Below are 24,058 nucleotides of genomic sequence, written 5' to 3' on the forward strand. Positions count from 1 at the left end.
GGATAGTTACTGGCAGTATTAAGGGGGAGAGGTGTGGAGAGGGGGAAGTTGAAAAAAATTTGCTATCCTCCCCAAAAGGCGGACTTCTCCCTCGGCGTGCCGTTATCTTTCCTGCCCTCGCTGCCGTTGCAGGTGTCGGTTATAAAATTCCAACGCCTTTACGACAAAATCCGTTTCCTGCCCTCTGGGGATGGACTTCGGGATGAGCTTGGTTATCCGCTCGTCCTTGAACGCAGGCTTTTCTTTCTGGTTCGGCTTATCCTCCTGCATGATGCTCTGGATAACCTCGTCCGTGAGCTTTCCCTCCTGCATAAACTTTTTCATTTTGATAGCCTGTGCAAGAGAGGGGGTGGCATCATTGTAGCCCATCGCTTCTAAGAGCGAGTATTGCTGTTCCTCGGAGAGATAGGAAATCTCTACCGCAGGACGGAAAGCAATCTGGCGTTCATCTACCATTTCCAGAATTTCGGGTACAAGCTCGGTCAAACGGATAAAACGGCGTATCTGGTCTTTACTTTCTCCGACAAGTTCACCTAATTCTTTATCAGAACGCCCCTTTGATAAATTAGTCGCCACTGGCGACGCATTTTCTTTCGGGGGTCTGCCTGCTTGACGTTTCATAGCTTCAAGCCGCATCTTATAGGCAAATGCTTTCTCACTTGGCAGGATAACAGAGCGTTGGAGATTGCTCTCAACCATGACAATAATCGCTTCATCACGGGTCAGCTCCTTAACCTCGCATTTCAGCGTTTCAAGCCCTGCAAGCTCGCAAGCCTTTTTCCGCCTGTGACCGCTGATAAGCTCATACCGTCCATCCTCTTTCTGCCGAACCGTGGCAGGGGTCATTACGCCGCTCCGACTGACACTTTCAACAAGCTGTTCCATATCCTCATTCATTAAAACTTTGAATGGGTGGTCTGGAAACTCGTCAATTTTGGAAATGGGTATCTCCCTTATTTTACTTAATTTCGCTTCTGCACGGCTCTCGTCTGTTTCAAAGAGGTCATCGTATGCGGTCAGCTCGATTTCTGTTCTTTTGCTTCTCGCCAATCTCTGCTACCTCCTTTCCCAACTGCTCATAAGCTGCGGCTACCTTGCCGCTTTTGTCATAGGCAAAAATGCTCTTTCCCTCTGCGGTGGCTTCTACTGCACGGATTGAATGAGGTATCTGGGTATCAAACACCTTGATTCTCTGCCCATATGCACTTTTCACCGTAGCGGTGATTTCTTTTGAAATATTCGTGCGTGGCATTACCATCGTCATTAAAATACCGTCAATCCGCAGATGGGGATTGATTTGCCGTTTGACCTTAGACACGGAGCGAAGCAACAGCTCTAATCCCTTTGCGGAAAGATAATGGGGCTGTGTCGGGATAACCACGCTGTCAGCCGCCGCAAGTGCGTTGATTGTCAGCATACCCAAGCTCGGCATACAGTCCACCAGAACCACATCGTAATTCTTTTTTACTTCATTAATGCAGGTTTTCAGCACGCTTTCACGGCTTATGGCATTGATAAGCCGTACTTCCAGTCCCGACAGTTCAATGTTGGACGGGAGCAGGTCAACGCCCTCGTTATGGTGCAGGATAGCTTTCTGGACATTGGCAGGCTTATCGTCTATCACGTCCTGCATGATGCTTGAAAGCGTATCCGATAAATCGTCTGGTCTGCCGTAACCGAGGGACATCGTTAAGTTTGCCTGTGCGTCGGCATCAATGAGCAGGACTTTCTTACCCTGCTGTGCCAGACTGACACCCAGATTGACCGCTGTGGTGGTCTTGCCGACACCGCCTTTCTGATTCGTCAGAGCGATTACTTTGCAATTTGACATAGGTGCGTCCTCCTTTCGCATAAATTTAGCCACTTTGTCAAGGTGGCTATGTAACAGTACCAGAGAACGCAAAAAAGCCGCTTACTCTAAAAAACAAATAAGAATAAGCGGCTTATAATGATGTGCCTTAGACATATTCAATTTTCATTCTCTTAATCGGTGCGTTTATGACTTTGAATATCAGTTCGTCAACGCAGTCCGTATATCTGCCCTGCTGTATGAGCTGATTTTTCAACTCCACAAGGCTATGTAAAAGTAATGTTCTTTCTTGACTATCCACATACAAATGATTTTTCTTTTCTCTCATAAATGTCACCGTCCTTTCTTCGCTCTATTATACAGGAAACTGACGACGACACTCAAAGGTACAAATCCATGAAAAACATCCGACTATCAAATCATGCGAAAATACTCTAATGCCTCCCTTATAGCTACTTCTTTCTCTGGCGGGCATTTCGGCTGTCTGGAATTTTCCGATTTCGGCAGATTGTAATTTGCTCTCTCAATAATACCACATTTCTGTTTTATCTGTGCGATATACAGATTGCTGACTTTCAATCCCGTATGTTCCAGTACATAATTCTTGATTTCTTCATAGGTGGCTTTGCTCTCCGCAGCAGTCAAATCAAGCTCATCCATCGTGAGTTCAACCTCAATATGATGCTCGACATTGAGTTTGGACAATAAACATACCGTCTCCACGTGATACGTCCCCGGAAACAAATCAATCCCCCCAGCTTTCTCCACCCGGTACCCCCGTCCCTGCAGCATCTCCAGATCCCGCACCAGGCTCGTCGGCTTGCAGGCAATATACACGATCCTCTCCACCCCAAAATCCGTAATCTTCTGAATCGCCTTCGGATTCACCCCGTCCCTTGGCGGATCCAGCACGATCAGGTCCGGCACCTCGCCGAGCTCATCGATCACCTTCAGCACATCCCCGGCCCAGAACGTACAGTTATCAAGCCCGTTAAGCGCCGCATTCTCTCTTGCAGCCTCCACGGCCTCCTCTACGATCTCCACGCCCACAACCTTCTTCGCCACAGGCGCAACTATCTGCGCGATCGTCCCTGTACCGCTGTACAAGTCAAAGATCACCTTATCCTTCGTCTCCCCGATATACTCCCTGGCAGTTTCATACAATACCTCCGCCCCAAGTGAATTCGTCTGAAAGAATGAGAAGGGTGTGATCTTAAACTTAAGCCCCAGCAGTTCTTCATAGAAGTAATTCTGTCCGTAGAGAACATCCGTCCCTTCGTCCTTGACCACATCCGCCACGCTGTCATTTTTCGTATGCAGGATTCCGGCAATCTTTCCGTCAAGACTTAACGCAAGCAGCCTTTCTGCCCACTGCTTCTCATCAGAATCCCTTCCGTACTTCTCATTCCCGGCCGTCACCAGATCGATCAGGATCTCCCCAGTCTTTACCGCCTTTCTCACCAGGAGATGCCGCCAGAAGCCCTCATGGCGCATACGGTGATAGTATGGAAGTCCCGTCTCCCTTGCATATTCCAGGGTACAGGATAGAATCCTCCGATAATCCTCATCTACGATCTGGCAGCCGGGAACATTGACAATATCATGGAAGCTCCCCCTGCGGTGCATCCCCAGCGCCAGCGGGCCGTCCTTATACTCATCTCCGAATGAGAATTCCATCTTATTACGGTAGCCCTGCTTTACCGGGCTTGGCTTGATACCCTCCCAGATATAATCCCCGTCTACCGCCCCGTCCATCATCTTCTTAATCTGAGATTCTTTCAGCTTAATCTGCTCTTCGTAGGGAAGATTCTGATAGGTACATCCCCCGCACTGACCGAAATGCGGACATGGTGACGGGACCTCCAGCGGCGAAGCTTCCAACACCTCCAGAATACGTCCCTCTGCCTTGTCTTTGCGGACTTTATTGACGGAGAATTTGACCTTCTGCCCTGGAATTCCATTTTTTACACATACAGTTCTGTTCTCTTCCGGCAGCATGATCCTTCCTTTATTAGGAAAATCCACCGTTTCAATTATTCCCTCATATATCTGACCCTTTTTCATCCTGACTCCCTTTCTTCACTTCACTTTTGAATTATCCGATTATTTTCTCAAAATACAGCAGTTCAGACAAGCGCTCCTCTAACATGCCGCAAACCTGCCTGAACTGTTTCCTTAAAACAATTTCTGATATTTCGCCTTCAGGATCGTCCCTTCCTGTTCCACCTCTATCTTATCTATACTCTTCACATACTGGTTAAACTGAGAATAACCGTAATCACTGATCTTAAACTCTCCGTACTTCTCATACACCTTATTGCCCAGCGTACTAAGCTCGATACCATGCTTTCCTGCCTTCTTCACTAGGTAGATGACGTACCTGTCTATATCCTCTTTCATTCCCCAGTCTTCCTTCAATGCAACAGAGAAGAGATTGCCCTGCTTGATCAACTGTATCCTTGAGAATTCTTCCAGAAACTTCGACAGCATATTGTAACCGTAACTTCTGACGTCAAAGTCTGGATACAGGCTTACAAGGCGGCTTCCCACCTCTCCAAGTCCGGTCACCTTATTGTCATCCTGATTTTCAATGATCATCTTGATGATCGCATCCTCGATCCGCTCGCGGCTAAGCTTATCATGCGGTTCTTCCGCCTTGGTGCTTCCCGGCTCCTGCTCATTCAACAGATTCTCCAATATTGTAAATTTGTCACAGGCTTTGCGGAACGGCTCCGGGGTCTTATTCTCCCCCATACCGATCACCATCTTCGCACTCTCCCTGATTCGGGTCACCAACCGTGTAAAATCACTGTCACTGGACACGATACAGAACCCGTCCACATCATTGGTGTACAAGATATCCATTGCGTCAATGATCATCGCCGAATCTGTAGCATTCTTCCCCTGGGTATAGCTGAACTGCTGGATCGGCATGATCGAGTTCGTAAGAAGCTCATCCTTCCAACTGGAATTATGCGTGCTTGTCCAATCCCCATAGATCCTCTTGTATGTGATGACCCCATACTTCGACAGCTCTGTAAGTATCGGTTTAATATATTTCGCAGATACATTATCCGCATCGATCAGTAAGGCATAACATTGTTCGTCCATCTTCTTCTCCTCATCTTCTCAAACTTCTAACTCTCAATTTCCATAACCGCTTCGCTATATTAGTTCTTTGCTAAGCCCTTAACTCTCACAAAAAAAGCAGGCAAAACGCCTTTTTCTCTTCAAATAGGCCTCCACCTGCTTTCTCTATCGCACTATTTCAACGACATGACTCTCCTATACCTGATCTTCCTCGTTAAAGAAATCATCATCAAAATCATCCTCGAAATCTTCTTCAAAGTCTTCGAGATAATCCGGTGTAAAGAAACAATATACTGCATAAGCGATCGCTGCAACGGCTGCGACAGCACCTATGATTGCAAGAACCCAGAGAACAGTCTTGCAGTTCTTATCTTCTTCTTCCTTCCTGTTTATCAGGTCATTCAACCTTGTTGCCGCAATAATTTCCTCTACTTTATTCATGCTTCTACATCCTTTCCTGATACTTTTTCCGGTACGGCCGATTCCTGACCGCCTTCAAATACTGTACCTATTATAACACTTACAAGCCGAGATTACTACATTTTATTAAAAATCTTCTGAAAAATATCGCTATACCTTCTGAAGCTTCGCAAATGCCGCAAACATCTTCTTCGTACCCGGCCCGTCGAAATCCACCGTCACTTCATAATCTCTGCCGCCTTCTATAATGCCTGTCACAGTTCCCTCTCCGAACTTCACATGGCGCACCCGGTCGCCCACCTCATAGCTCAGGTTATGGCTGCTTGGCGCCCCAAACTGCTTCGCCGGTTTCGCGGCGGCATACACCTTGGTTTGGAATGCCTGCTTTGCCTGTGTATAAATATTTCTCTTCTGCATCTGCCTTCGGCTTTCTTCCGGTTCTTTCTCGAATACGGCTCCCGTCGATACCAGTTCTGTCGGAATCTCATTCAGGAAGCGGGACATCCGGTTATACTGTGTCTCACCTCTGACCATACGCCGCCTCGCACAGGTCAGCGTCAGCTTCTTCTCGGCTCTGGTGATCCCCACATAGCAGAGGCGGCGTTCTTCTTCCACATCCTCCGGATCCTCTGATGTGATCGTCATATAACTAGGAAAAATCCCATCCTCTAAGCCCGCCAGATACACATGGGGGAATTCCAGTCCCTTTGCGCTGTGAAGCGTCATAAGAACCACATAATCACTGTTCTCATCCAGGCTGTCAATATCGGCTACCAGTGCGACTTCCTCAAGGAATCCGCCGAGTGTCGCCGGCGTGCCCGTCTCCTCGCACATTTCCTCAAATAGGACGATCTTACTGATCAACTCATCGATATTCTCTATCCTTGCCTCGGTGTCCTCTGCATCCTCTGACTCAAGGCTTTCTATATATCCCGTTTCTTCGATAATCTCCTTCATCAGCTCCGACACGCTCATCTCCCGCGCGTCAGCCTTGAAATGCTCGATCAACGCCACAAAAGAAGTAAGCTTCGAAAGCCCTCTTCCTATACCCGGAATCAGGTCCGCCCCCATGAGCGCCTCATAGAAACTGATCTCTTTGGCTGCCGCATATTCCTGGATCCGGTTGATACTCGTAAGGCCGATCCCGCGCTTGGGTACATTGACGATCCTTCGGACCGCCAGGTCGTCCTTCCCGTTATCTACCGTCTTCAGATAACTCAAGAGATCCTTAATCTCCCGCCTTGCATAGAAGTTCACACCGCCGACGATCTTATATGGGATATTAGCCGTCACGAACTTCTCTTCAAACACGCGGGACTGGGCATTGGTGCGGTACAGGACCGCATGATCATTATATGTACATTCTTCCTCTTTGACACACTTTCTGATGTCATCCACAATATACTCTGCCTCGTCATAACCTGTATCAAACTGCCGGAATTCGATCTTGCCGCCCTCGCCGTTCGCCGTCCACAGGGTCTTGTCCTTCCTTCCGATATTATTGCTGATCACCGCATTCGCCGCATTCAGAATATTGCTGGTAGAACGATAGTTCTGCTCAAGCTTGATTACCCTTGCATCCTCAAAGAACTGTTCGAAATTCAGAATATTCCTGATGTTCGCCCCGCGGAATTTGTAGATAGACTGATCGTCGTCACCGACCACGCACAGATTCCGGTACTTGGAGGACAGGATGCGCACCAGTTCAAACTGTACCGTATTCGTATCCTGATATTCATCCACCATGACATAACGGAAACGCTCCTGATAATGATCCAATACATCCGCCTGCGTCTGGAACAACTGTACGGTCTTCACCAGCAGGTCGTCAAAATCCAGGGCATTATTCGCCCTTAACTGCTTCTCGTATTCCTCATAGACATCGGCGATCTTCCGCTTGGTAAAATCCCCTTCCGCCTCAAGCCGGAATTCCTGCGGTGTAATCAGCTCTTCCTTAGCATGGGACACCGCCCCCAGGAACATCCGCTCCTTGAACATCTTCGTATCGATCTTGAGCAGCCGGCAGACGTCCTTCATCAGCGTCTTTTGGTCATCACTGTCGTAGATCGTAAAATTCGTATCATACCCAAGCAGTCCGATATGCCTGCGCAGGATCCTTACGCATGCCGAATGAAACGTGCTCACCCAGACACTCTCTGAGCCGGCGCCTACCAGCTTGTCCACACGTTCCCGCATCTCTCCCGCCGCCTTGTTGGTAAATGTGATCGCCAGGATATTCCACGGATTCACACGCTTCTCCTCAATCAGATATGCAATCCTGTGCGTCAGCACCCTGGTCTTCCCGGAACCCGCCCCTGCCAATATCAAGAGCGGTCCTTCCGTATGAAGCACCGCCTCCCTCTGCTGTTCATTTAACTTATCGTATATACCCAATATTTTATTTCCTCTCTTTTTCCTCCGGCCTCCAGCCAAAATTCTTTGTCGTATCAGTACATCTGAATCTGGATATATTATAGTGTCTTTGCACAGAAAGTGCAAGGGCTACTTGCATGGATGCCAAGAATCTCCCCGGCGATCCCGGCGATATCTTCGAATCTCGCCGTCTTCTCCTGGTATTCCCCCGCATCCCGGTCAGTCACGATCAGAAATCTGCCTTCCGGATTCGACACCGGGTGAACCGACACCCCTTCCCGGATCACCTCGATCTTCGGATACCGGCTGTCCTTCATCCCTTCCAGGAATATAATATCTGCCTCCGGGAACAGGCGCATCAGCTCTTCTTCCCGCTCCCCCGTTCCTTTCTTATGGACGAAGCACCTGGAACCGGAAAATACTGCCGTTCCGTATGCCCCTGCCTCACCCAGACGGCAGCTGTCTGTTCCGGGGATATCGCAGTCAAAATCATGTCCGTCATGCTTGATCACAGCCACCTTCATTCCCCGCCCTGACAATTCCCTGACCAACCGCTCAAGCAGCGTCGTTTTCCCGGAATTCTTCACACCGCAGACAGCGACGATCCTCTGCTTCGACAGCTCCTCATATTCCGACACCGTATTCACGTTCTTAAGCATCTGCCTGATCTGCTGTTCCCCGGAGACATCCACATACAAGATGTTCTGCCGTTCCAGCGCATCTCTGATACGGTAGTCCTTCCTGGCAATCTGCTCTTCCAAGCAAGGAAGCATCTCTTTTCGATAGACCGCAGCGAGAGGATGGATTCTTCCATCCGCCTCCGGAACCGCGCCTGCATAGCTCTCCCCAGACTTCTGCCTGGCATTTTCAAGCTCCCGCTCAAGCAAATGATACAACTCCATCTTCACAAAAGGCATATCGCACGCCGCCACCATCACAGAATCGCTCTCACACTTCTTAAGCCCTGCATGGATCCCGCCGATAGGTCCGCAGCCCGGATACTCGTCACGGACCGTGACACAATTCGGATATTCCTTGCGAATGTCTTCTCCGTAAGAGATCAGAATCCTGTCCGCATACGTCTCAAACTCTTCAATGATCCTTTCAAGAAAAGTCTGATCCTGATATCGGAGATCACCTTTATGTTTCCCTCCCATCCGGGTACTTCTTCCTCCCGCCAATATCAATCCGTCGATAGTACCGCCTCCTCTTTCCAGTAATTCCGACTGCCTCTAACCTTCTACATCTGTCTCATCAAGTTAACCATCTCGATCGCCGACAGCGCACAGTCATATCCCTTATTGCCTGCCTTGCTTCCCGCGCGGGCGATGGCCTGCTCAATATTCTCCGTCGTCACCACCCCAAACAATACTGGAATACCTGACGCAAGACCCACCTGTGCGATTCCCTTAGACACCTCATTACACACATAATCATAGTGCGAAGTATCCCCTCTGATCACGGCGCCCACGCAGATGACCGCGTCATACTTCCCGGACTTTGCCATCTTAGAAGCCGCCACCGGGATCTCAAATGCCCCCGGCACCCACGCCGCCGTGATATTCTCTTCCTCCACGCCGTGGCGAACCAGCCCGTCTACCGCGCCTCCCAACAGCTTATTCACAATGATCTCGTTGAATCTGGACGCTATGATCCCGACCTTCAGCCCCTCCGGCGCTACTACTTTTCCTTCCAATACCTGAATCTGTCTCATCTTTCAATTTCCTCCTATAATTCTATTTTGTTGAAAATATGTCCCATCTTCTCCTGCTTGGTCTTCATATAGACAATATCATACTTCTGCGGCTCGATCTCAATGGGTACGCGTTCCCTGATCTCCAGTCCGAAATCACTCAAACCATATACTTTTTCCGGATTATTCGTTAACAGACGGAGAGATCTCACTCCCAGATCCGACAGAATCTGGGCGCCCACCCAGTATTCCCTGAGATCCGGTGCAAAACCAAGGCTGATGTTCGCCTCCACCGTATCCATCCCTTCTTCCTGCAATTGATACGCCTTTAACTTATTGATCAGACCAATCCCCCGGCCCTCCTGCCTCATGTAGAGGACAATCCCGCGGCCTTCCTCTTCGATCTGGCGCATCGCCTCCTGAAGCTGCTTACCGCAGTCACAGCGCAGAGAACCGAAGGTGTCCCCGGTCAGACACTCGGAATGCACCCTGCAGAGCACATTCTCTCCGCCGCCGATCTCTCCCTTCACCAGGGCTACGTGATGCTCGCCTGTGATGTCGTTCACATAACCGTGTATCTGAAAATGACCGTACTGTGTAGGCATATCCGCACAAGCTTCCTTCACCACATGCTTCTCGTGGATCCTGCAATAATCCTGCAGTTCCTTGATGGTGATGAATTTAAGTCCATGTTCCTTAGCAAGCTTCCATAAGCCGGGAGTACGCATCATCGTGCCGTCGTCTTCCATGATCTCACAGCACACGCCGCATTCCTCAAGCCCGGCCAGACGCATCAGATCGACGGTCGCCTCCGTATGTCCGTTACGCACCAGAACTCCGCCTCTTTTCGCGATCAGCGGAAATACATGCCCGGGCCTTCTGAAATCCTCCGGCCTCGTGCTCTCATCCACACATTTCATCATCGTATAGGATCTCTCCGCAGCCGAGATTCCTGTCGTCGTATCCGCATGATCGATCGATACGGTAAATGCCGTCTCATGATTGTCTGTATTCTCCGATACCATAGGCGGCAATCCAAGCTTCGCCGCCACCTTTCTGCTCATCGGCGTACAGATCAGCCCTTTTGCCACACTCGCCATAAAATTAATATTCGCCTGCGTCGCAAACTGTGCCGCGCATATCATATCTCCCTCATTCTCACGGTCCGGATCATCCGTTGCCAGAATGATCTTCCCCGCTCTTAAGTCCTCGATCGCTTCCTCAATTGTATTATATTGATATTGCTGTTCCATCTGCCTTCCTCCTAAATCCCGTATTCTCTTAAGAAATCCATGGTGATCCCGGATTCCGCCGCTTCATCCGACTTTCCCGGTCTCAATAGCTTCTCAACGTATTTCCCGACAATATCATTCTCCAGATTCACCAGATCTCCCTGCCGCTTCTTAAGAAGCGTTGTCTCCTCTCCCGTATGTGGAATCACCGACACCTGGAAATCCGTATCCCCAACCGCCGCAACCGTCAGGCTGATCCCGTCGATACCGACAGACCCCTTCTCCACAATAAGCCGTAAGATCTCCGGTTTCGTCTGGATCGTCACCCACACGGCATTCTCTTCCCTGCGGCAGGATTGGATCACTCCGGTTCCATCTATATGCCCGGACATAATGTGCCCGCCGAACCTTCTCCCCGCTTCCATCGCACGCTCCAGGTTCACCAGATCCCCTGCTTTCCCCTGTCCCAGATTACTTCTGCGGTAAGTCTCAGCCATAATATCCGCCGTGAATCCATCCGGTCTGATAGCTGTCACCGTCAGGCATACGCCATTCACCGCGATACTGTCGCCAATCCTGGTGCCCGCAAGAACCCGATGCGCCTGAACCTCGATCTGTCCGGAACTCCCCGCCAAGGAAATCTTCTGTACTTTCCCCATCTCTTCAATAATTCCTGTAAACATCTTCTCACCTGCCTGTCTTCTTGTTCCGCCGCCGCTTCATCCGCTATATCACCTTATATTCTGCCAACAGATCTTCTCCGATCTGAGATACCTTCTGAAGCTTAAGCCTCGCCGCTCCATCCGGGAGTTCTGCTCCCACACCGGCAACCGGCGTCCGGGCCTTATCCCCTCCGAAGATCTTCGGTGCGATAAATGCCTGGATCTCCTGCACGATCCCGGCTCTCAGGGCGCTGTCATTCAGTGTGCCGCCGCCCTCCAACAGGATACTGTCTATCCCCTGACCGCCCAGGATCTCCATCAGCTTCTTAAGATCTACTCTGCCGTTTCCGTCCGGAACCGACAGCACCTCCGCTCCAAGCCGCTCTAATTCCTCTCTCTTCTGCCGGTCTGCTTCTTCCGGCTCCTTTGACGGATCAAACGCGCAGACAATGATCGTGCGGTACTCCCTCGCCGTCCGGCAGATCTGGCTGCCGGTTGGAATCCTCAAGCTGCTGTCACAGATGATACGCACCGGGCTTCTTCTGTCCAGTATCCTGACATTCAACATCGGATCGTCTGCCAGGACCGTTCCGATTCCTGCCATAATACCCATACACCGGCTGCGAAGCTTCTGCACCTCCATCCGCGCCGCCTCCCCGGTGATCCACTTGGACGCGCCCGTCTTCGTCGCGATCTTGCCGTCCGCCGTCATGGCGTATTTCATGATCGCATAAGGCGTGCGCCGGGTAATATAATGAAAGAATATGGGATTCAGCCGGTCGCATTCCTCCCTCATGAAGTCCTCCTCTACCAGAACTCCTGCTTCCCGCAGCAGCTTCGCTCCCTTTCCCGCCACCTTAGGATTCGGATCCCTGGAACCGATCACTACCCTTTTGATCCCATTTTCAAGAATCGCCTCTGTACAGGGCGGCGTCTTTCCATAATGGCAGCACGGCTCTAAAGTTACATAGATATCAGCACCCTCTGCCGGCTCGGAGAGGGAAGCGATTGCATTCCGCTCCGCATGCAGTTCACCGTAACGCCGATGGTACCCTTCTCCTATGATACGGCCGTCCTTGACGATCACCGCGCCGACCAGCGGATTGGGATTGGTCCCTCCTGTTCCCAGTCTGGCAAGCTCGATCGCCCGATTCATATAATCCCGGTCTGTCATACGTGCCCTCCTCTCTATAGATTCAAAAACTGTTATCTGAAAATATCACAAAACCCCTGGCAGAATCATCTCCAGGGGTCTGATCGTATGAAATAAATACCTTACATATAGAAATGCTCTGAAACGGGGAGTCCATTCCAGAGCAATAATCACTAAGTAAGTACACGGATACATACCATTATCTTCTTCCATCCAGACTATACTGTCGGCTTCGGAATCTCACCGAATCGGCCTTACGGCTCGCGGGCTGTACCGCCGGTAGGGAATTACACCCTGCCCTGAAGATTCTCTATTCATGTAGATTATTATAACTCGTTGGAAGCGGGATTTCAAGTGATTTACGCACAAAATCTAAATCGCTTTCTCTCTCCATCTCCCACGTTTATAGAATATCCCGGTAATGACCGCTCCAAGTACCCATGAGATCAAAAGCGAAACATAGATACTCTCCCTTCGTCCGCCCGGGAATTCTGCGCTTCTCGTCAGATAGACCAGTCCATACGCGATCGGCACCCTCAGGAATATGGTCATCACAATGGAGATCCACATAGGCGTCATCGTATCTCCCGCACCGCGCATCACACCGGACAAACTCTGGATGATCGCCATGGCGATATAGCCCACGGCAAGGATGCGCATCATATTCATACTCAATATCACCAGATCCTCCGTATTCGTAAAAATCGCCATCAGATGCCTGCCGAAAAGCAATATCAAAGCTGTGATCGATGCCGAGAATCCGATCGCCATAAATGTTCCCTGCCTTGCTCCCTGCGTCACACGGTCATAGGCACGCGCACCCACATTCTGTCCGGCATAAGTCGTCATAGCCGTACCAAAGGAAAAATTCGGCAGCATAGCGAAGCCGTCCACACGCATGACGATCACGTTCGATGCGATAAACTGTTCGCCGAAGCTGTTGGTTAGTGACTGTACCACCAGCATCGCCATGGACATGATTGCCTGGGTGATGCCGGACGGGAGCCCCAGACGTATAATATTGTATCCATGCTGTCTGGTCAGTTTAAAATACCGCGCCTTAAAATCAAACAAATCCTTCATCCGCATTAACTTGAGCAGACATAACACCGCTGAGATTGCCTGCGCGATCACTGTCGCCAGCGCCACTCCGCTGACTCCCATATCGAACCGTATCACGAAGACCAGATCCAGGATGATGTTCAGCACACTTGATACGATCAGATACCACAGTGCGGAGATGGAATCTCCAAGTCCTCTTAAGATCCCGCTTAGAATGTTGTAGAACGCAAGCCCCGAAATGCCCAAGAACAAGATCCTCAAATAAGAAGTGCACCAGTCAAGGATACTGTCCGGCGTCTTCAGCAGAACCAGGAGCGGCCTTGCCGCCACCGTTGCCAGGATCATAACGATAACAGAAGAGATTCCTGTCAACACAATACTGTTCGCGATCGCAATAGATAGATCTTCCCGTTTCCTCGCGCCAAAATACTGGGACACCATAATACTGGCTCCCACACTGATCCCGATAAAAAGCACGATCAGAAGATTCAAGATCGGTCCTGCGCTTCCGACCGCCGCCAGCGCATTATCACCGACATAATTCCCCACCACAACACTGTCTACTGTGTTGTAAAGCTGCTGGGCAATATTCCCAATTAACATTGGAACCGTAAAAAGCAAAATATCTTCCCAAGGTGTCCCCACAGTCATATCAACCGGAGCAAATAATTTCTTCAGTGCATTCATATTCTCCCTCCTTCCTATCTGTTATAACATAAAATATTAAATTTTAATATAGTATTCAAAAAATCCTTGTCATATAGTTTTAAAAACTATATAATAGTTGCATTGGGGTGATATTATGACAATTAATACAAAGGACATGCTCAACAGCATTCTGTCCAGCATTTCACGTATAGAATATGTACGTCCGCGCGATATTCCGAATATAGACCTGTACATGGATCAGGTAACCACTTTCATGGAGGAGCAGCTTCGTTCCACCAAGCGTCACGAGGAAGACAAGATCCTGACCAAGACCATGATCAACAATTATGCCAAGAATAATCTCCTTCCTCCTCCGGTCAAGAAGAAATACTCCAAAGAACATGTCTTGGTCATGATATTTATCTATTATTTCAAGAATATCCTGGCGATCAAGGATATTGAGACGCTTTTGAATCCTGTCACGGAGAAGTATTTTGATACCGGAGAGGAGATCAATATGACCTCCATCTACGAAGAGATCTGCCGCCTTGAGAAGTCAAGGATTGATACGCTGCAGAAGGATGTTGCCAGATCTTATAATTCGGCTGTCGAGAGTTTCCCTGACGCAGCTGAAGAGGACCGGGATTATCTTCAGATCTTCTCCTTCATCTGTTCACTAAGCTTCGATGTATATGTGAAGAAGCTGCTGATCGAGAAATTAATAGACGAGCTTCCTGAACCGGTACATGAGAAAAAGAAGAAATAAGGCTTTACCCGTCTTATTTCTTCCTGATCTTAATCTCTTATTCTTCCTTGTTAATCCTCTCAAATACCATATCATACCCGTCATTGCCATAGTTTAACGAACGATTCACTCTGCTGATCGTAGCCGTAGAAGCCCCCGTCTTCTCCGCGATCTCAAGATACGTCTTGCGTTCTCTTAACATCTTCGCCACCTCAAAACGCTGCGTCAGTGACAGCAACTCATTGATCGTACAGATATCCTCGAAAAATGTATAACATTCTTCTTTGTTCTCAAGGCTTAATATCGCGCGAAAAAGATAATCTACCGCCTCCGTCCTGATCTTCTTACTCATAGCACCATTTCCTCCGTAACACTTTCACTACTGTTACATTTTAGCACAGTGAATTTATAAAGTCTATACCTTTTTATTTCGTTTTAATGACGATTTCAGCTTGGCAAGCGTCGTGTTGGCAACCAGTTCTTCCGGGAAATCCGTCTCTTCTAAAATCCGGTATGCATACTCGTAATTTGCGATATCCGCGTCCACATGGGAATCCGTTCCCAGAACGACCATGACCCCCTGTTTCTTACATTCCAGAAGCATCTTGCGGCAATTTTCCATCGTATTCACCCGGAATCCTTCCGGACGCAGGGAAGAGTTATTCACCTCCAGCAATGTCCCCGTCCGCTTCGCCTCTGCCGCCAGAACTCCCATATCCACCGGTATCCTTCCGTCGTCCGGATGTCCGATGATGTCCACATATTCATTCTGCATGGCATTCACATATGCCTGCGTGATCCGTTCCTCTGAATATTCTCCCTTATAACATGGAAGATGAATGCTGGCAATAGCGATATCCATCTCCCTTAACACTTCCTGTGCAAGATCCACCTCTCCGGCTTCGTCCAGGATATTAAGCTCCGTCCCAAGCAAAAGTTCAATCCCGCACTGGTGCCTCGGCACCACTCTGAGATTCTGAAAATAATAGATATGGCAGGTTCCCGGCATCTTTACTGCATGTTCCGTGATCGCAAGGCCCTTAAGCCCCCGATTGGCTGCGGCCGCCGCCATCTCATGGATCGTATTGTACGCATGTCCGCTGGCCAGTGTATGGGAATGGGTATCAATTTCAATATTCATAAACTGTCATCCTTCTTTCCTTAAATTACATATTTTCTTCAATACATGGAAATATTATACAGTATATATTTTTCTTTTTCTACACAATCTAAACTAAAACTTATAAATCGGAGGATTTATTGCTATGAATGATAAGAAAATAGATAAAGAGAATCAGAAAATCATTGACGAATATGATTATCTGTCTAATGCTGCCTCTTCCCAGGACTGTACCGGCCTGATCCCTTCCGAACCGGTTTCCGCAGAAGAACTCGAATCCTATGAGGAGCTATATCATTTCCTGCCGCCAGGCGCAAGAGCCGCCGCTATCAAACCGGAAGAACACTGATCACACACTAAGCCGTATCCTGCATATACTAATGAAAAATGGAGTGTTTATTATGCCTTCAAACAATTTGATTCCTGTAAACGGAGTGATACAAAATATCTCCGAATTTGATAACAATTGCTGTATGCAGGAGATCACGATCCGCAATTCAGACGGGATCCAGAACTTCATCGTAAGTCCCGACACCTATGTGATCAGTGAAGTCCGCTTACGGATCGGGATGAATGTCACGGCGTTCTATGATGCCGACCTTCCGATCCCACTCATCTTCCCGCCCAGATACCAGGCCATATTCATTGGGCGGCGAAATCCGCAGGAAACCCTCTATGCGGGGCAATTCGACCGGAGCCTTACCTCTCTCGACGGCGCACTGCAGTTGAATATCGGACGTTCTACCGAGATCGTCACATCAAACGGCCAGCCTTATAACTGTTCACTTGAGGCGCAGACTCTGATCGTATATTACACGACTACTACAAGGAGCATTCCGCCTCAGACTACGCCGCGCAAGATTATTGTTGTGTGCTGAAAAATTTATTCTAAAAGTTTTAAAATACTACTTTCTTCAAGCTCCCATCTGTGCTATAATCTCCATATGGGGCATTAGCGCAGTTGGGAGCGCGCCACACTGGCAGTGTGGAGGCCACGGGTTCAAGTCCCGTATGCTCCATTCTGCAAGGCAGAGCCATGTGAAGTCTGTTTTAAGCGGGGGCTTCATGAAACTGAATGAACCAAATGAACATGGCTCATGAAAAGGTGGTGAGCATATGCCTATCAACCTTGAAATTGTGAAAACTGCTATTGATGATTTTGCAAAAGTACAAAGACGTATGATATTGGCCAAAAAAGAAAACGCGCCAGAAACATACGCCGATTTGAAAGAGGAATATATCTCTCTGAAAGCATTGCTCAATATCGCAGGCGTGGCTCTCAATGAACTGGATAAAATCAAAGAGTAGTTCCGTATGCTCCATTTCAAAACCATTGTTTTTACTGTCTTTGCGGCACATCGATAATTAAAAATTTGTTAGACAGATTAGAGAGAGTGGCAAAAAGGGAAAATTGTGAACCCATTTTACAAGAGATTGCATTTGAACGCAAATTGATAGAGCGTAAGCTTTACCAGAAACTGCCGTTGACAGATGCAGAGTAATTAATAACTAAACCATCAGAAACCTAGAAGGTGCAAAGTCTTTCATGAATGATCAGAGACTTTGCACCTTTTTAATATCCAATACTCTTCTAGCCTCTATTGATAAATGTTCTCTCTTATACTTGATTCCAAAAACTTAGTAAAAACAGAAATAGCCGTGAAAACAGAGATACTATCATCAGAGGACGGGAACAGAACATACAGCATTAAGAAAAAGATTACAGGAATTGCAGGCATTTATGCATACTAAATTAAATATGCTTTATACCCCTGGCATGATATAATACAAATCACCAAGACAACGCCGTTACAGAAGGGGTGATATAATGGCATTGACGAATGAGGATTTACAGGCGATAGATTCACTATTAGAACCCATAAGATATGAGATCAAAAGTATTGAACTTACATTAGAAAATGAAACTAATCGCAACATCAGAAGCATTGCAGAAGGACATCTTGACTTAAGCCGTAAACTTGATGAGGCGTTAAAAGTTGAGAATGAAAAGGAAATGCTTCTTCTTAGAGTTAATCATCTTGAAAACGAATTAAGGAAAGTAAAAGAGCGTATTAGTCAGATCGCAAAACAGCACCTTTCCCCGGCAGAGGCGTGTGACTATCTCCTTGTTCCGGGCTTTTCGGTAGATATCTTTTTATACGGCAAACGGAGAACTTCCTTTTCACCGCGCAGCCGAAACAGCAAGACGTACAGGATCTCAAACAGACGGCACAGCACCGTGCGGCGTTCCCGCCGCCTGCAATGCCGTACCGTCAAGATACTTAGATACTTAATTCACACTTCTCTTCACATAGCTGGTATGAAGCGTCTCATGCGCCTTATGACTGCCCGGTTTCCCGAGATACTCGTCATAGAGCTTCTTGATCTCTGGATTCTCATGAGACTTACGGATCGCCTTCGCCTCATCGTTGCGGTACAATACGCCCGCACGGATCCCCCGAACATCCGTAAAGTTACGGACATCGCCGGATACCTGAGGCTGGCCGCCGCCGTTGACACATCCGCCCGGACATCCCATGATCTCAATGAAGTGATAATCTGCCTCGCCTGCCTTCACCTTATTCAGCAATTCTCTGGCATTGCCAAGTCCTGAGGCAACCGCAGCCTTCACATCCATGCCCGCTACATTGTAAGATGCTTCCTTGATCCCTTCCGTTCCGCGGACGTCCGTGAATTCCAGACTCGCAAGTTCTTCGCCTGTCAGCACTTCTACCGCAGTACGAAGAGCCGCCTCCATAACGCCGCCGGTCGCTCCGAAGATCACTCCGGCTCCTGTAGATTCACCCATCGGATTATCGAATTCTTCGTCTGGAAGCTCTGTGAACTCAATACCGCAGCGCTTGATCATTCTGGCAAGCTCTCTGGTCGTGATCGCAATGTCCACATCCGGTACGCCCGCCGCGCTCTGGTCGTCTCTTCCGATCTCGAACTTCTTCGCCGTACAAGGCATCACGCTGACAGATACGATCTTCTTCGGATCGATTCCTTCCTTCTCTGCGAAATAGGTCTTCAGCATCGCGCCGAACATCTGCTGCGGAGACTTGCAGGTTGACAGATTCTCCGTCATATCCGGGAAGTAATGCTCGCAATATTTGATCCATCCCGGTGAACAGGAAGTGATCATCGGCAATACGCCGCCGTTCTTAACACGGTCGAGCAATTCTGTTGCCTCTTCCATAATAGTAAGGTCTGCCGCCCAGTCTGTATCGAATACCTTGTCGAAACCGAGCCTTCTCAGCGCTGCCGCCATCTTGCCTTCCACATCTGTTCCCATAGGATAGCCGAATTCTTCGCCAAGTCCCGCACGGACAGACGGAGCGGTCTGTACTACCACATATTTCTCTGGATCCGCGATCGCCTCGATGATCTGGCTTGTATAATCCTTCTCATACAGCGCGCCTGTCGGACAGACAGCGATACACTGACCGCAGGATACACAGCTTGTCTCGCCAAGCCCCATCTCGAATGCCGAGCCGATCATGGTCGCAAATCCGCGGTTATTCGGGCCGATCACGCCGATGCCCTGCGTCTTCTCGCAGACAGCCACGCAGCGGCGGCATAAGATACACTTGTTATTGTCACGGATCATGTGAGCCGCGGAATCATCCAACTCGTAGTGATTCACCGCGCCTTCATAGAAATCCTCATCATCCACGCCGTACTCACGGCATAACTGCTGCAGCTCACAATTCCCGCTCCTCACACATGACAGACATTTCTTATCATGATTGGAAAGGAGAAGCTGCAGGGTCTTCTTCCTGGATTCGATCAGCTTCGGAGTATGGGTGTATACCTCCATCCCTTCATTGATCGGGTGTACGCAGGCAGCCACCAGGTTTCTTGCTCCCTTTACCTCGACCACGCACATACGGCATGCGCCGATCTCATTGATTTCCTTCAGATAACACAAGGTCGGTATCTTGATTCCTGCAAGGTGCGCTGCTTCAAGGATCGTAGAGCCTGCAGGAGCGGATACATCAAGACCGTTGAGTTTAAGATTAATATTTTCCATATTCTCCATCCTCCATTACTCTTTGTAAATTGCACCGAAACGGCATTTTTCCATACAAGCGCCGCATTTCACGCACTTATCCTGATTGATCACATGCGGTTCTCTTACGGAGCCTGAGATCGCGTCATTCGGACAAGTCCTTGCACATAAGGTACAGCCCTTACACTTGTCTGCGTCGATCTTGTAGGAAAGAAGCGCCTTACATACGCCTGCGGGACACTTCTTGTCAACGATATGCGCTATGTATTCGTCCTTAAAGTAACGTAAGGTGGAAAGCACCGGGTTCGGAGCAGTCTGTCCGAGCGCGCACAGGGAATTGGACTTCAGATGTGCCGCCAGATCCTCCAGCTTATCCAAGTCTTCCATGGTTCCCTGGCCGTTGGTGATCTTCTCTAAGATCTCCAGCATACGCCTGGTTCCGATCCGGCACGGCGTACACTTGCCGCAGGATTCATCTACCGTGAATTCCAGGAAGAACTTCGCAATATCAACCATACAGGTGTCTTCATCCATAACGATCAATCCGCCGGAGCCCATCATGGACCCGATGGCGATCAGATTGTCATAATCGATCGGCACGTCAAAATGCTCTGCCGGGATACATCCGCCGGACGGACCGCCGGTCTGAGCCGCCTTAAACTTCTTCCCGTTCGGGATACCGCCGCCGATCTCCTCTACGATCTCGCGGAGCGTCGTTCCCATCGGGATCTCTACAAGTCCTGTATTCTTAACCTTTCCTCCAAGGGCGAATACCTTCGTCCCCTTAGACTTCTCTGTTCCCATGGATGCGAACCAGTCCGCGCCGTTCAAGATGATCTGCGGAATATTCGCCAGTGTCTCTACGTTATTCAGGATGGTCGGCTTCTGGAACAGACCCTTAAGAGCCGGGAACGGCGGACGCGGACGCGGCTCGCCTCTGTTGCCTTCGATCGAAGTCATAAGCGCCGTCTCCTCGCCGCAGACGAATGCGCCCGCACCCAGACGAAGCTCAATATCAAAGTCAAATCCTGAATCAAATATATTCTTACCCAGCAGGCCGTACTCTCTCGCCTGATCAATGGCTATATTCAGTCTCTCAACCGCGATCGGATATTCCGCACGGACATAGATGTACCCCTGCGACGCACCGATAGCATAGCCTGCGATCGCCATTGCTTCCAATACTACGTGAGGATCGCCTTCCAATACGGAACGGTCCATGAACGCGCCCGGATCGCCCTCGTCCGCGTTACAGCAGACATACTTCTGATCGGCCTGATTCGCCGCCGCGAACTTCCACTTAAGCCCTGTTGGGAAGCCTGCTCCCCCGCGCCCGCGAAGCCCGCTGTCTAAGATGATCTGTATCACCTCTTCCGGCTTCTTCGACGTCAGCACCGTACCAAGCGCTTCATAGCCGCGTGTTCCGATATATTCCTCAATATCCTCAGGATTGATCACGCCGCAGTTACGCAGGGCAACCCTGTGCTGTTTCTTATAGAACTGCGTCTCCTGCAGAGGCAATATCTCGTCATTGCCCTTCACTGTCTCATCGTACAGCAGACGTTTTACAACTCTTCCTTTTAACAAATGTTCGGATACGATCTCCGGGATATCCTCTTCCTTCACCATGGCATAGAAAGAGCCTTCCGGATACACGATCATGATCGGCCCTAACGCGCACAGACCAAAACAGCCGGTCTTTACCACACCGACTTCATTCTCCAGTCCGTTTCTCTTAATCTCTTCTTCTAATCTTTCCCTGATCTTCTGGCTGCCAGAGGAAGTACATCCTGTTCCACCGCATACCAAGACGTGCGAACGATACATAAGTCTTTGTTCCTCCTTTGTCTATAATTGCTGAGCCGCCAGCGTATACTTGGCAACTGCCTGTCCCTGCTTCAGATGGAGCTCGAATACTTCCATCGCCTTCTCAGGGTCCATCTTAATATATGTAACCTTCTCTTTGCCCGGTTCTATGACCTCTACGATCGGCTCATACTGACACAGTCCGATACATCCGGTCGGAGTCACACTGATCTTCTCTGCCAGAGACTCCTTCTGCACCGCGTCGGAAAGAGCGGTCAGCACCGGCCTTGCGCCGCTTGCGATCCCGCAGGTAGCCATACCTACCACGACTCTCGTCTGCGTCTCATTCTCAGAGCGCACACCGACCTTGCCCTGATTTCTTTCTCTAATTGCTTTTAATTCTTCCAGAGATTTCATTCTATCTTAATTCCTCCTTTTTGCAGCGCCCCCTCACCTTCGTGCGGCGGCAGATCGTCGGAAGACTTCATTACAGTATCCTTCCGGCATTTACTTCTGTTTGATTTGTGTTCAGATATTCTTTGATAAATTCCGACACTTCCGCGTCGCGAAACGGCAGACCGCCCAATATCTGCTTCATCTCTCTCGTATCTAACACAAATTCCCTCTCATCATATGCATATCTATAGTGAAAATCAATTTCTTCATTAAATACTACCAACGTATAGATCGTAGAATTCACATCGCCCAAGGGCATCCTGTCTATATGCGACAGACCGAAAACCGCTTTTACGGCCGTTCCTTCCCCTTCTTCGGACACGATCTCAAAGCTTCCTCCTGTCCCTTCGGCCGCCTGCTTGAAAAACGGAATCCCAAGCCCTACCTTCCGGGTAGTCCTTGTTGTAAAAAAAGGATCTGTGACCTTCTCTGCCTGTTCCTTACTCATCCCGCATCCATTATCTCTGATCTCTATCTTCAGCGTGTCCTCTGCGGTATCCGCCGACACGTCAATCTCTATGTAACTGGCCTTCGCGCGTATAGAATTCTCTGTTACGTCCAGAATATTCAATGCGATCTCCGTCATCATACCTATTCATACTTGGCCAGAATATCGTCAATATCATCCACCGTAAGCCGGCCGTATACCTCGTCGTTGATCATCATAACCGGAGCAAGGCCACAGGCGCCTACACAGCGGCAGGCATCCAGAGAGAACTTGCCGTCTGGAGTACATTCTCCTCCGACGATCCCAAGCTTCTCCATCAGCTTATTATAGATATCCCCGGACCCCTTCACATAGCAGGCTGTTCCAAGACATACTGATATGCGGTAGCGTCCCTTCGGATTCAAATTAAACTGGGAATAGAATGTGGCAACTCCGTAGATCTTCTCCAGCGGAATCCCCGTCTCATCAGAAATGATCTTCTGAACCTCATAAGGCAGATATCCGTAGATATCCTGCGCCCTCTGCATGATCGGCATCAGTGCGCCCTTTTCATCCTTTAATTCACGGATCATCTCTAACAGTTCTTTCTCCTGAGCTTCTGTTCCATTGAACTGAACTGTAGATTTGTTAGAAAGCATTAGTAATTTACCTCCCTTGGTTATTTTTTGGTAACGTTTTTTACATCCCATTGTTTTTCATTCTATCACACAAATTTTCAAAAATCTACAACTAAATTCTTGAAATTGCGTTAATTTTCCAACAATTTTGTTTGTTAATTCACTATCTATTTTGTTAAAATATATACAAATTTATTTCTCTATTTTTGTATATTTTGTACAAATTTGGGTTGAATTTCACTTTTGTCAATGCTATACTAAAAAATATGCCGGGGCAGGTTCTCCCCCGCAGCCGCTAAATGTACATGCAAGCACTCCCGCCCGGTTTGCGCCCGCGGGAAAACAGCTCTTCATGGAGGTATATATGACAATCGATACGATCAAAACCTTACTGGATGCAGATATTCTGTATGGAAGCAAATATCTGGAACATGAAGTCAACTATGCATTCTCGTCAGATATGATGAGCGATGTACTCGCATTTGCCACCGATCACTCCGCGCTGATCACGGGCCTGTGCAATCCGCAGGTCGTTCGGACCGCCGAGATGCTCGATATCGTCTGCATCATATTTGTGAGAAATAAGATTCCTGATCAGAACATCCTCTCCCTGGCAGAAGAGAAAGAGATCGTCATCCTCTGCACAGGCCACGGAATGTTCACCGCATGCGGCATACTATACAGCAACGGATTACTTGGAGGTGCATAATT

The 24,058-nt window shown here is 48.8% G+C and carries 25 protein-coding genes, 1 tRNA gene and 1 riboswitch; of the genes, 6 read left to right on the forward strand and 20 right to left on the reverse strand.

What is annotated here, in order from left to right; genetic code table 11:
- Window positions 1–102: 102 nt before the first annotated feature.
- The 13 genes from VSQ62_RS20980 to VSQ62_RS21040 form a co-directional block, all read right to left on the reverse strand.
- Entirely contained in the window at window positions 103–1,050 is a 948-nt protein-coding gene (locus VSQ62_RS20980) for a ParB/RepB/Spo0J family partition protein (protein ID WP_334636705.1), read from the reverse strand.
- Window positions 1,004–1,831, reverse strand: a complete 828-nt coding sequence (locus tag VSQ62_RS20985; protein WP_334636707.1) for a ParA family protein — start codon at window positions 1,829–1,831, stop codon at window positions 1,004–1,006. Before VSQ62_RS20985 ends, VSQ62_RS20980 begins: the two co-directional genes overlap by 47 nt.
- A 127-nt stretch (window positions 1,832–1,958) precedes the next feature.
- Entirely contained in the window at window positions 1,959–2,138 is a 180-nt protein-coding gene (locus tag VSQ62_RS20990) for a hypothetical protein (RefSeq protein ID WP_334636708.1), read from the reverse strand.
- Window positions 2,139–2,224: 86 nt separating this feature from the next.
- A complete protein-coding gene (gene rlmD, locus VSQ62_RS20995) occupies window positions 2,225–3,874 on the reverse strand; it encodes a 23S rRNA (uracil(1939)-C(5))-methyltransferase RlmD (RefSeq protein ID WP_334636709.1) in 1,650 nt (549 codons plus the stop codon).
- A 111-nt stretch (window positions 3,875–3,985) separates the two neighbouring features.
- A complete protein-coding gene (locus tag VSQ62_RS21000) occupies window positions 3,986–4,921 on the reverse strand; it encodes an NYN domain-containing protein (RefSeq protein ID WP_334636711.1) in 936 nt (311 codons plus the stop codon).
- A 174-nt stretch (window positions 4,922–5,095) separates the two neighbouring features.
- Entirely contained in the window at window positions 5,096–5,341 is a 246-nt protein-coding gene (locus tag VSQ62_RS21005; RefSeq protein WP_334636713.1) for a DUF4366 domain-containing protein, read from the reverse strand.
- A gap of 129 nt (window positions 5,342–5,470) precedes the next feature.
- Window positions 5,471–7,714 carry a DNA helicase PcrA gene (gene pcrA / locus VSQ62_RS21010; protein ID WP_334636714.1) on the reverse strand — a complete coding sequence of 748 codons (2,244 nt, stop codon included), beginning with the start codon at window positions 7,712–7,714 and terminating at the stop codon, window positions 5,471–5,473.
- 77 nt (window positions 7,715–7,791) lie between these two features.
- Window positions 7,792–8,880, reverse strand: coding sequence for a molybdopterin-guanine dinucleotide biosynthesis protein B (gene mobB / locus VSQ62_RS21015; protein ID WP_334636715.1), 1,089 nt, complete (start codon window positions 8,878–8,880; stop codon window positions 7,792–7,794).
- Window positions 8,881–8,933: 53 nt separating this feature from the next.
- Window positions 8,934–9,398 carry a 6,7-dimethyl-8-ribityllumazine synthase gene (ribH, locus tag VSQ62_RS21020; RefSeq protein WP_502957826.1) on the reverse strand — a complete coding sequence of 155 codons (465 nt, stop codon included), beginning with the start codon at window positions 9,396–9,398 and terminating at the stop codon, window positions 8,934–8,936.
- 23 nt (window positions 9,399–9,421) lie between these two features.
- Window positions 9,422–10,639 carry a bifunctional 3,4-dihydroxy-2-butanone-4-phosphate synthase/GTP cyclohydrolase II gene (locus VSQ62_RS21025; RefSeq protein ID WP_334636717.1) on the reverse strand — a complete coding sequence of 406 codons (1,218 nt, stop codon included), beginning with the start codon at window positions 10,637–10,639 and terminating at the stop codon, window positions 9,422–9,424.
- An 11-nt stretch (window positions 10,640–10,650) separates the two neighbouring features.
- A complete protein-coding gene (locus VSQ62_RS21030) occupies window positions 10,651–11,301 on the reverse strand; it encodes a riboflavin synthase (protein ID WP_334636718.1) in 651 nt (216 codons plus the stop codon).
- A 43-nt stretch (window positions 11,302–11,344) separates the two neighbouring features.
- Window positions 11,345–12,454, reverse strand: coding sequence for a bifunctional diaminohydroxyphosphoribosylaminopyrimidine deaminase/5-amino-6-(5-phosphoribosylamino)uracil reductase RibD (ribD, locus tag VSQ62_RS21035; protein WP_334636719.1), 1,110 nt, complete (start codon window positions 12,452–12,454; stop codon window positions 11,345–11,347).
- Window positions 12,455–12,630: 176 nt separating this feature from the next.
- A riboswitch (FMN riboswitch) is annotated at window positions 12,631–12,744 on the reverse strand.
- A 61-nt stretch (window positions 12,745–12,805) separates the two neighbouring features.
- Window positions 12,806–14,182, reverse strand: a complete 1,377-nt coding sequence (locus VSQ62_RS21040; protein ID WP_334636721.1) for an MATE family efflux transporter — start codon at window positions 14,180–14,182, stop codon at window positions 12,806–12,808.
- Between the two features lie 115 nt (window positions 14,183–14,297).
- Between VSQ62_RS21040 and VSQ62_RS21045 the strand changes: the two genes are divergently transcribed.
- A complete protein-coding gene (locus VSQ62_RS21045) occupies window positions 14,298–14,909 on the forward strand; it encodes a DUF1836 domain-containing protein (RefSeq protein ID WP_334636722.1) in 612 nt (203 codons plus the stop codon).
- A 37-nt stretch (window positions 14,910–14,946) separates the two neighbouring features.
- Here the strand turns inward: VSQ62_RS21045 and VSQ62_RS21050 are convergent, their stop codons facing one another.
- A complete protein-coding gene (locus tag VSQ62_RS21050) occupies window positions 14,947–15,240 on the reverse strand; it encodes a YerC/YecD family TrpR-related protein (protein WP_334636723.1) in 294 nt (97 codons plus the stop codon).
- A 63-nt stretch (window positions 15,241–15,303) separates the two neighbouring features.
- Window positions 15,304–16,029, reverse strand: coding sequence for a phosphatase (locus VSQ62_RS21055; protein ID WP_334636724.1), 726 nt, complete (start codon window positions 16,027–16,029; stop codon window positions 15,304–15,306).
- A gap of 124 nt (window positions 16,030–16,153) precedes the next feature.
- Between VSQ62_RS21055 and VSQ62_RS21060 the strand changes: the two genes are divergently transcribed.
- The 4 genes from VSQ62_RS21060 to VSQ62_RS21075 all read left to right on the forward strand — a co-directional run bounded on the left by VSQ62_RS21060 (window position 16,154) and on the right by VSQ62_RS21075 (window position 17,316).
- The gene (locus VSQ62_RS21060; protein WP_334636726.1) at window positions 16,154–16,357 is read left to right on the forward strand and encodes a hypothetical protein; all 204 of its coding nucleotides are present in this window, start codon (window positions 16,154–16,156) and stop codon (window positions 16,355–16,357) included.
- Between the two features lie 52 nt (window positions 16,358–16,409).
- On the forward strand, window positions 16,410–16,886 hold the full coding sequence (locus tag VSQ62_RS21065) for a hypothetical protein (protein ID WP_334636727.1): 477 nt from the start codon (window positions 16,410–16,412) through the stop codon (window positions 16,884–16,886).
- A gap of 68 nt (window positions 16,887–16,954) precedes the next feature.
- Window positions 16,955–17,027, forward strand: a tRNA-Ala gene (locus VSQ62_RS21070).
- Between the two features lie 97 nt (window positions 17,028–17,124).
- Window positions 17,125–17,316 carry a hypothetical protein gene (locus tag VSQ62_RS21075; protein ID WP_334636728.1) on the forward strand — a complete coding sequence of 64 codons (192 nt, stop codon included), beginning with the start codon at window positions 17,125–17,127 and terminating at the stop codon, window positions 17,314–17,316.
- 982 nt (window positions 17,317–18,298) lie between these two features.
- Here the strand turns inward: VSQ62_RS21075 and VSQ62_RS21080 are convergent.
- The 5 genes from VSQ62_RS21080 to VSQ62_RS21100 all read right to left on the reverse strand — a co-directional run bounded on the left by VSQ62_RS21080 (window position 18,299) and on the right by VSQ62_RS21100 (window position 23,368).
- Window positions 18,299–20,041 (reverse strand): NADH-dependent [FeFe] hydrogenase, group A6, encoded by a 1,743-nt coding sequence (locus VSQ62_RS21080; protein WP_334636729.1) that lies wholly within the window; start codon window positions 20,039–20,041, stop codon window positions 18,299–18,301.
- Between the two features lie 15 nt (window positions 20,042–20,056).
- Complete coding sequence (nuoF, locus tag VSQ62_RS21085; protein ID WP_334636730.1) at window positions 20,057–21,847, reverse strand: NADH-quinone oxidoreductase subunit NuoF; 1,791 nt, start codon at window positions 21,845–21,847, stop codon at window positions 20,057–20,059.
- A 21-nt stretch (window positions 21,848–21,868) separates the two neighbouring features.
- Window positions 21,869–22,243: a (2Fe-2S) ferredoxin domain-containing protein gene (locus VSQ62_RS21090; RefSeq protein WP_334636731.1), complete on the reverse strand. Its 375-nt coding sequence runs from the start codon at window positions 22,241–22,243 to the stop codon at window positions 21,869–21,871.
- Between the two features lie 70 nt (window positions 22,244–22,313).
- Complete coding sequence (locus VSQ62_RS21095) at window positions 22,314–22,871, reverse strand: ATP-binding protein (RefSeq protein ID WP_334636732.1); 558 nt, start codon at window positions 22,869–22,871, stop codon at window positions 22,314–22,316.
- 2 nt (window positions 22,872–22,873) lie between these two features.
- Window positions 22,874–23,368 carry an NADH-quinone oxidoreductase subunit NuoE family protein gene (locus tag VSQ62_RS21100; RefSeq protein WP_334636734.1) on the reverse strand — a complete coding sequence of 165 codons (495 nt, stop codon included), beginning with the start codon at window positions 23,366–23,368 and terminating at the stop codon, window positions 22,874–22,876.
- A 343-nt stretch (window positions 23,369–23,711) separates the two neighbouring features.
- On the opposite strand from VSQ62_RS21100, the gene VSQ62_RS21105 reads away from it, so the two are divergent.
- Window positions 23,712–24,056, forward strand: coding sequence for a DRTGG domain-containing protein (locus VSQ62_RS21105; protein WP_334636735.1), 345 nt, complete (start codon window positions 23,712–23,714; stop codon window positions 24,054–24,056).
- The last annotated feature ends 2 nt before the right edge of the window (window positions 24,057–24,058 follow it).

Origin of the sequence: Sporofaciens sp. JLR.KK001 (genome assembly GCF_036941055.1) — a bacterium.
Classification (GTDB): Bacteria; Bacillota; Clostridia; order Lachnospirales; family Lachnospiraceae; genus Sporofaciens.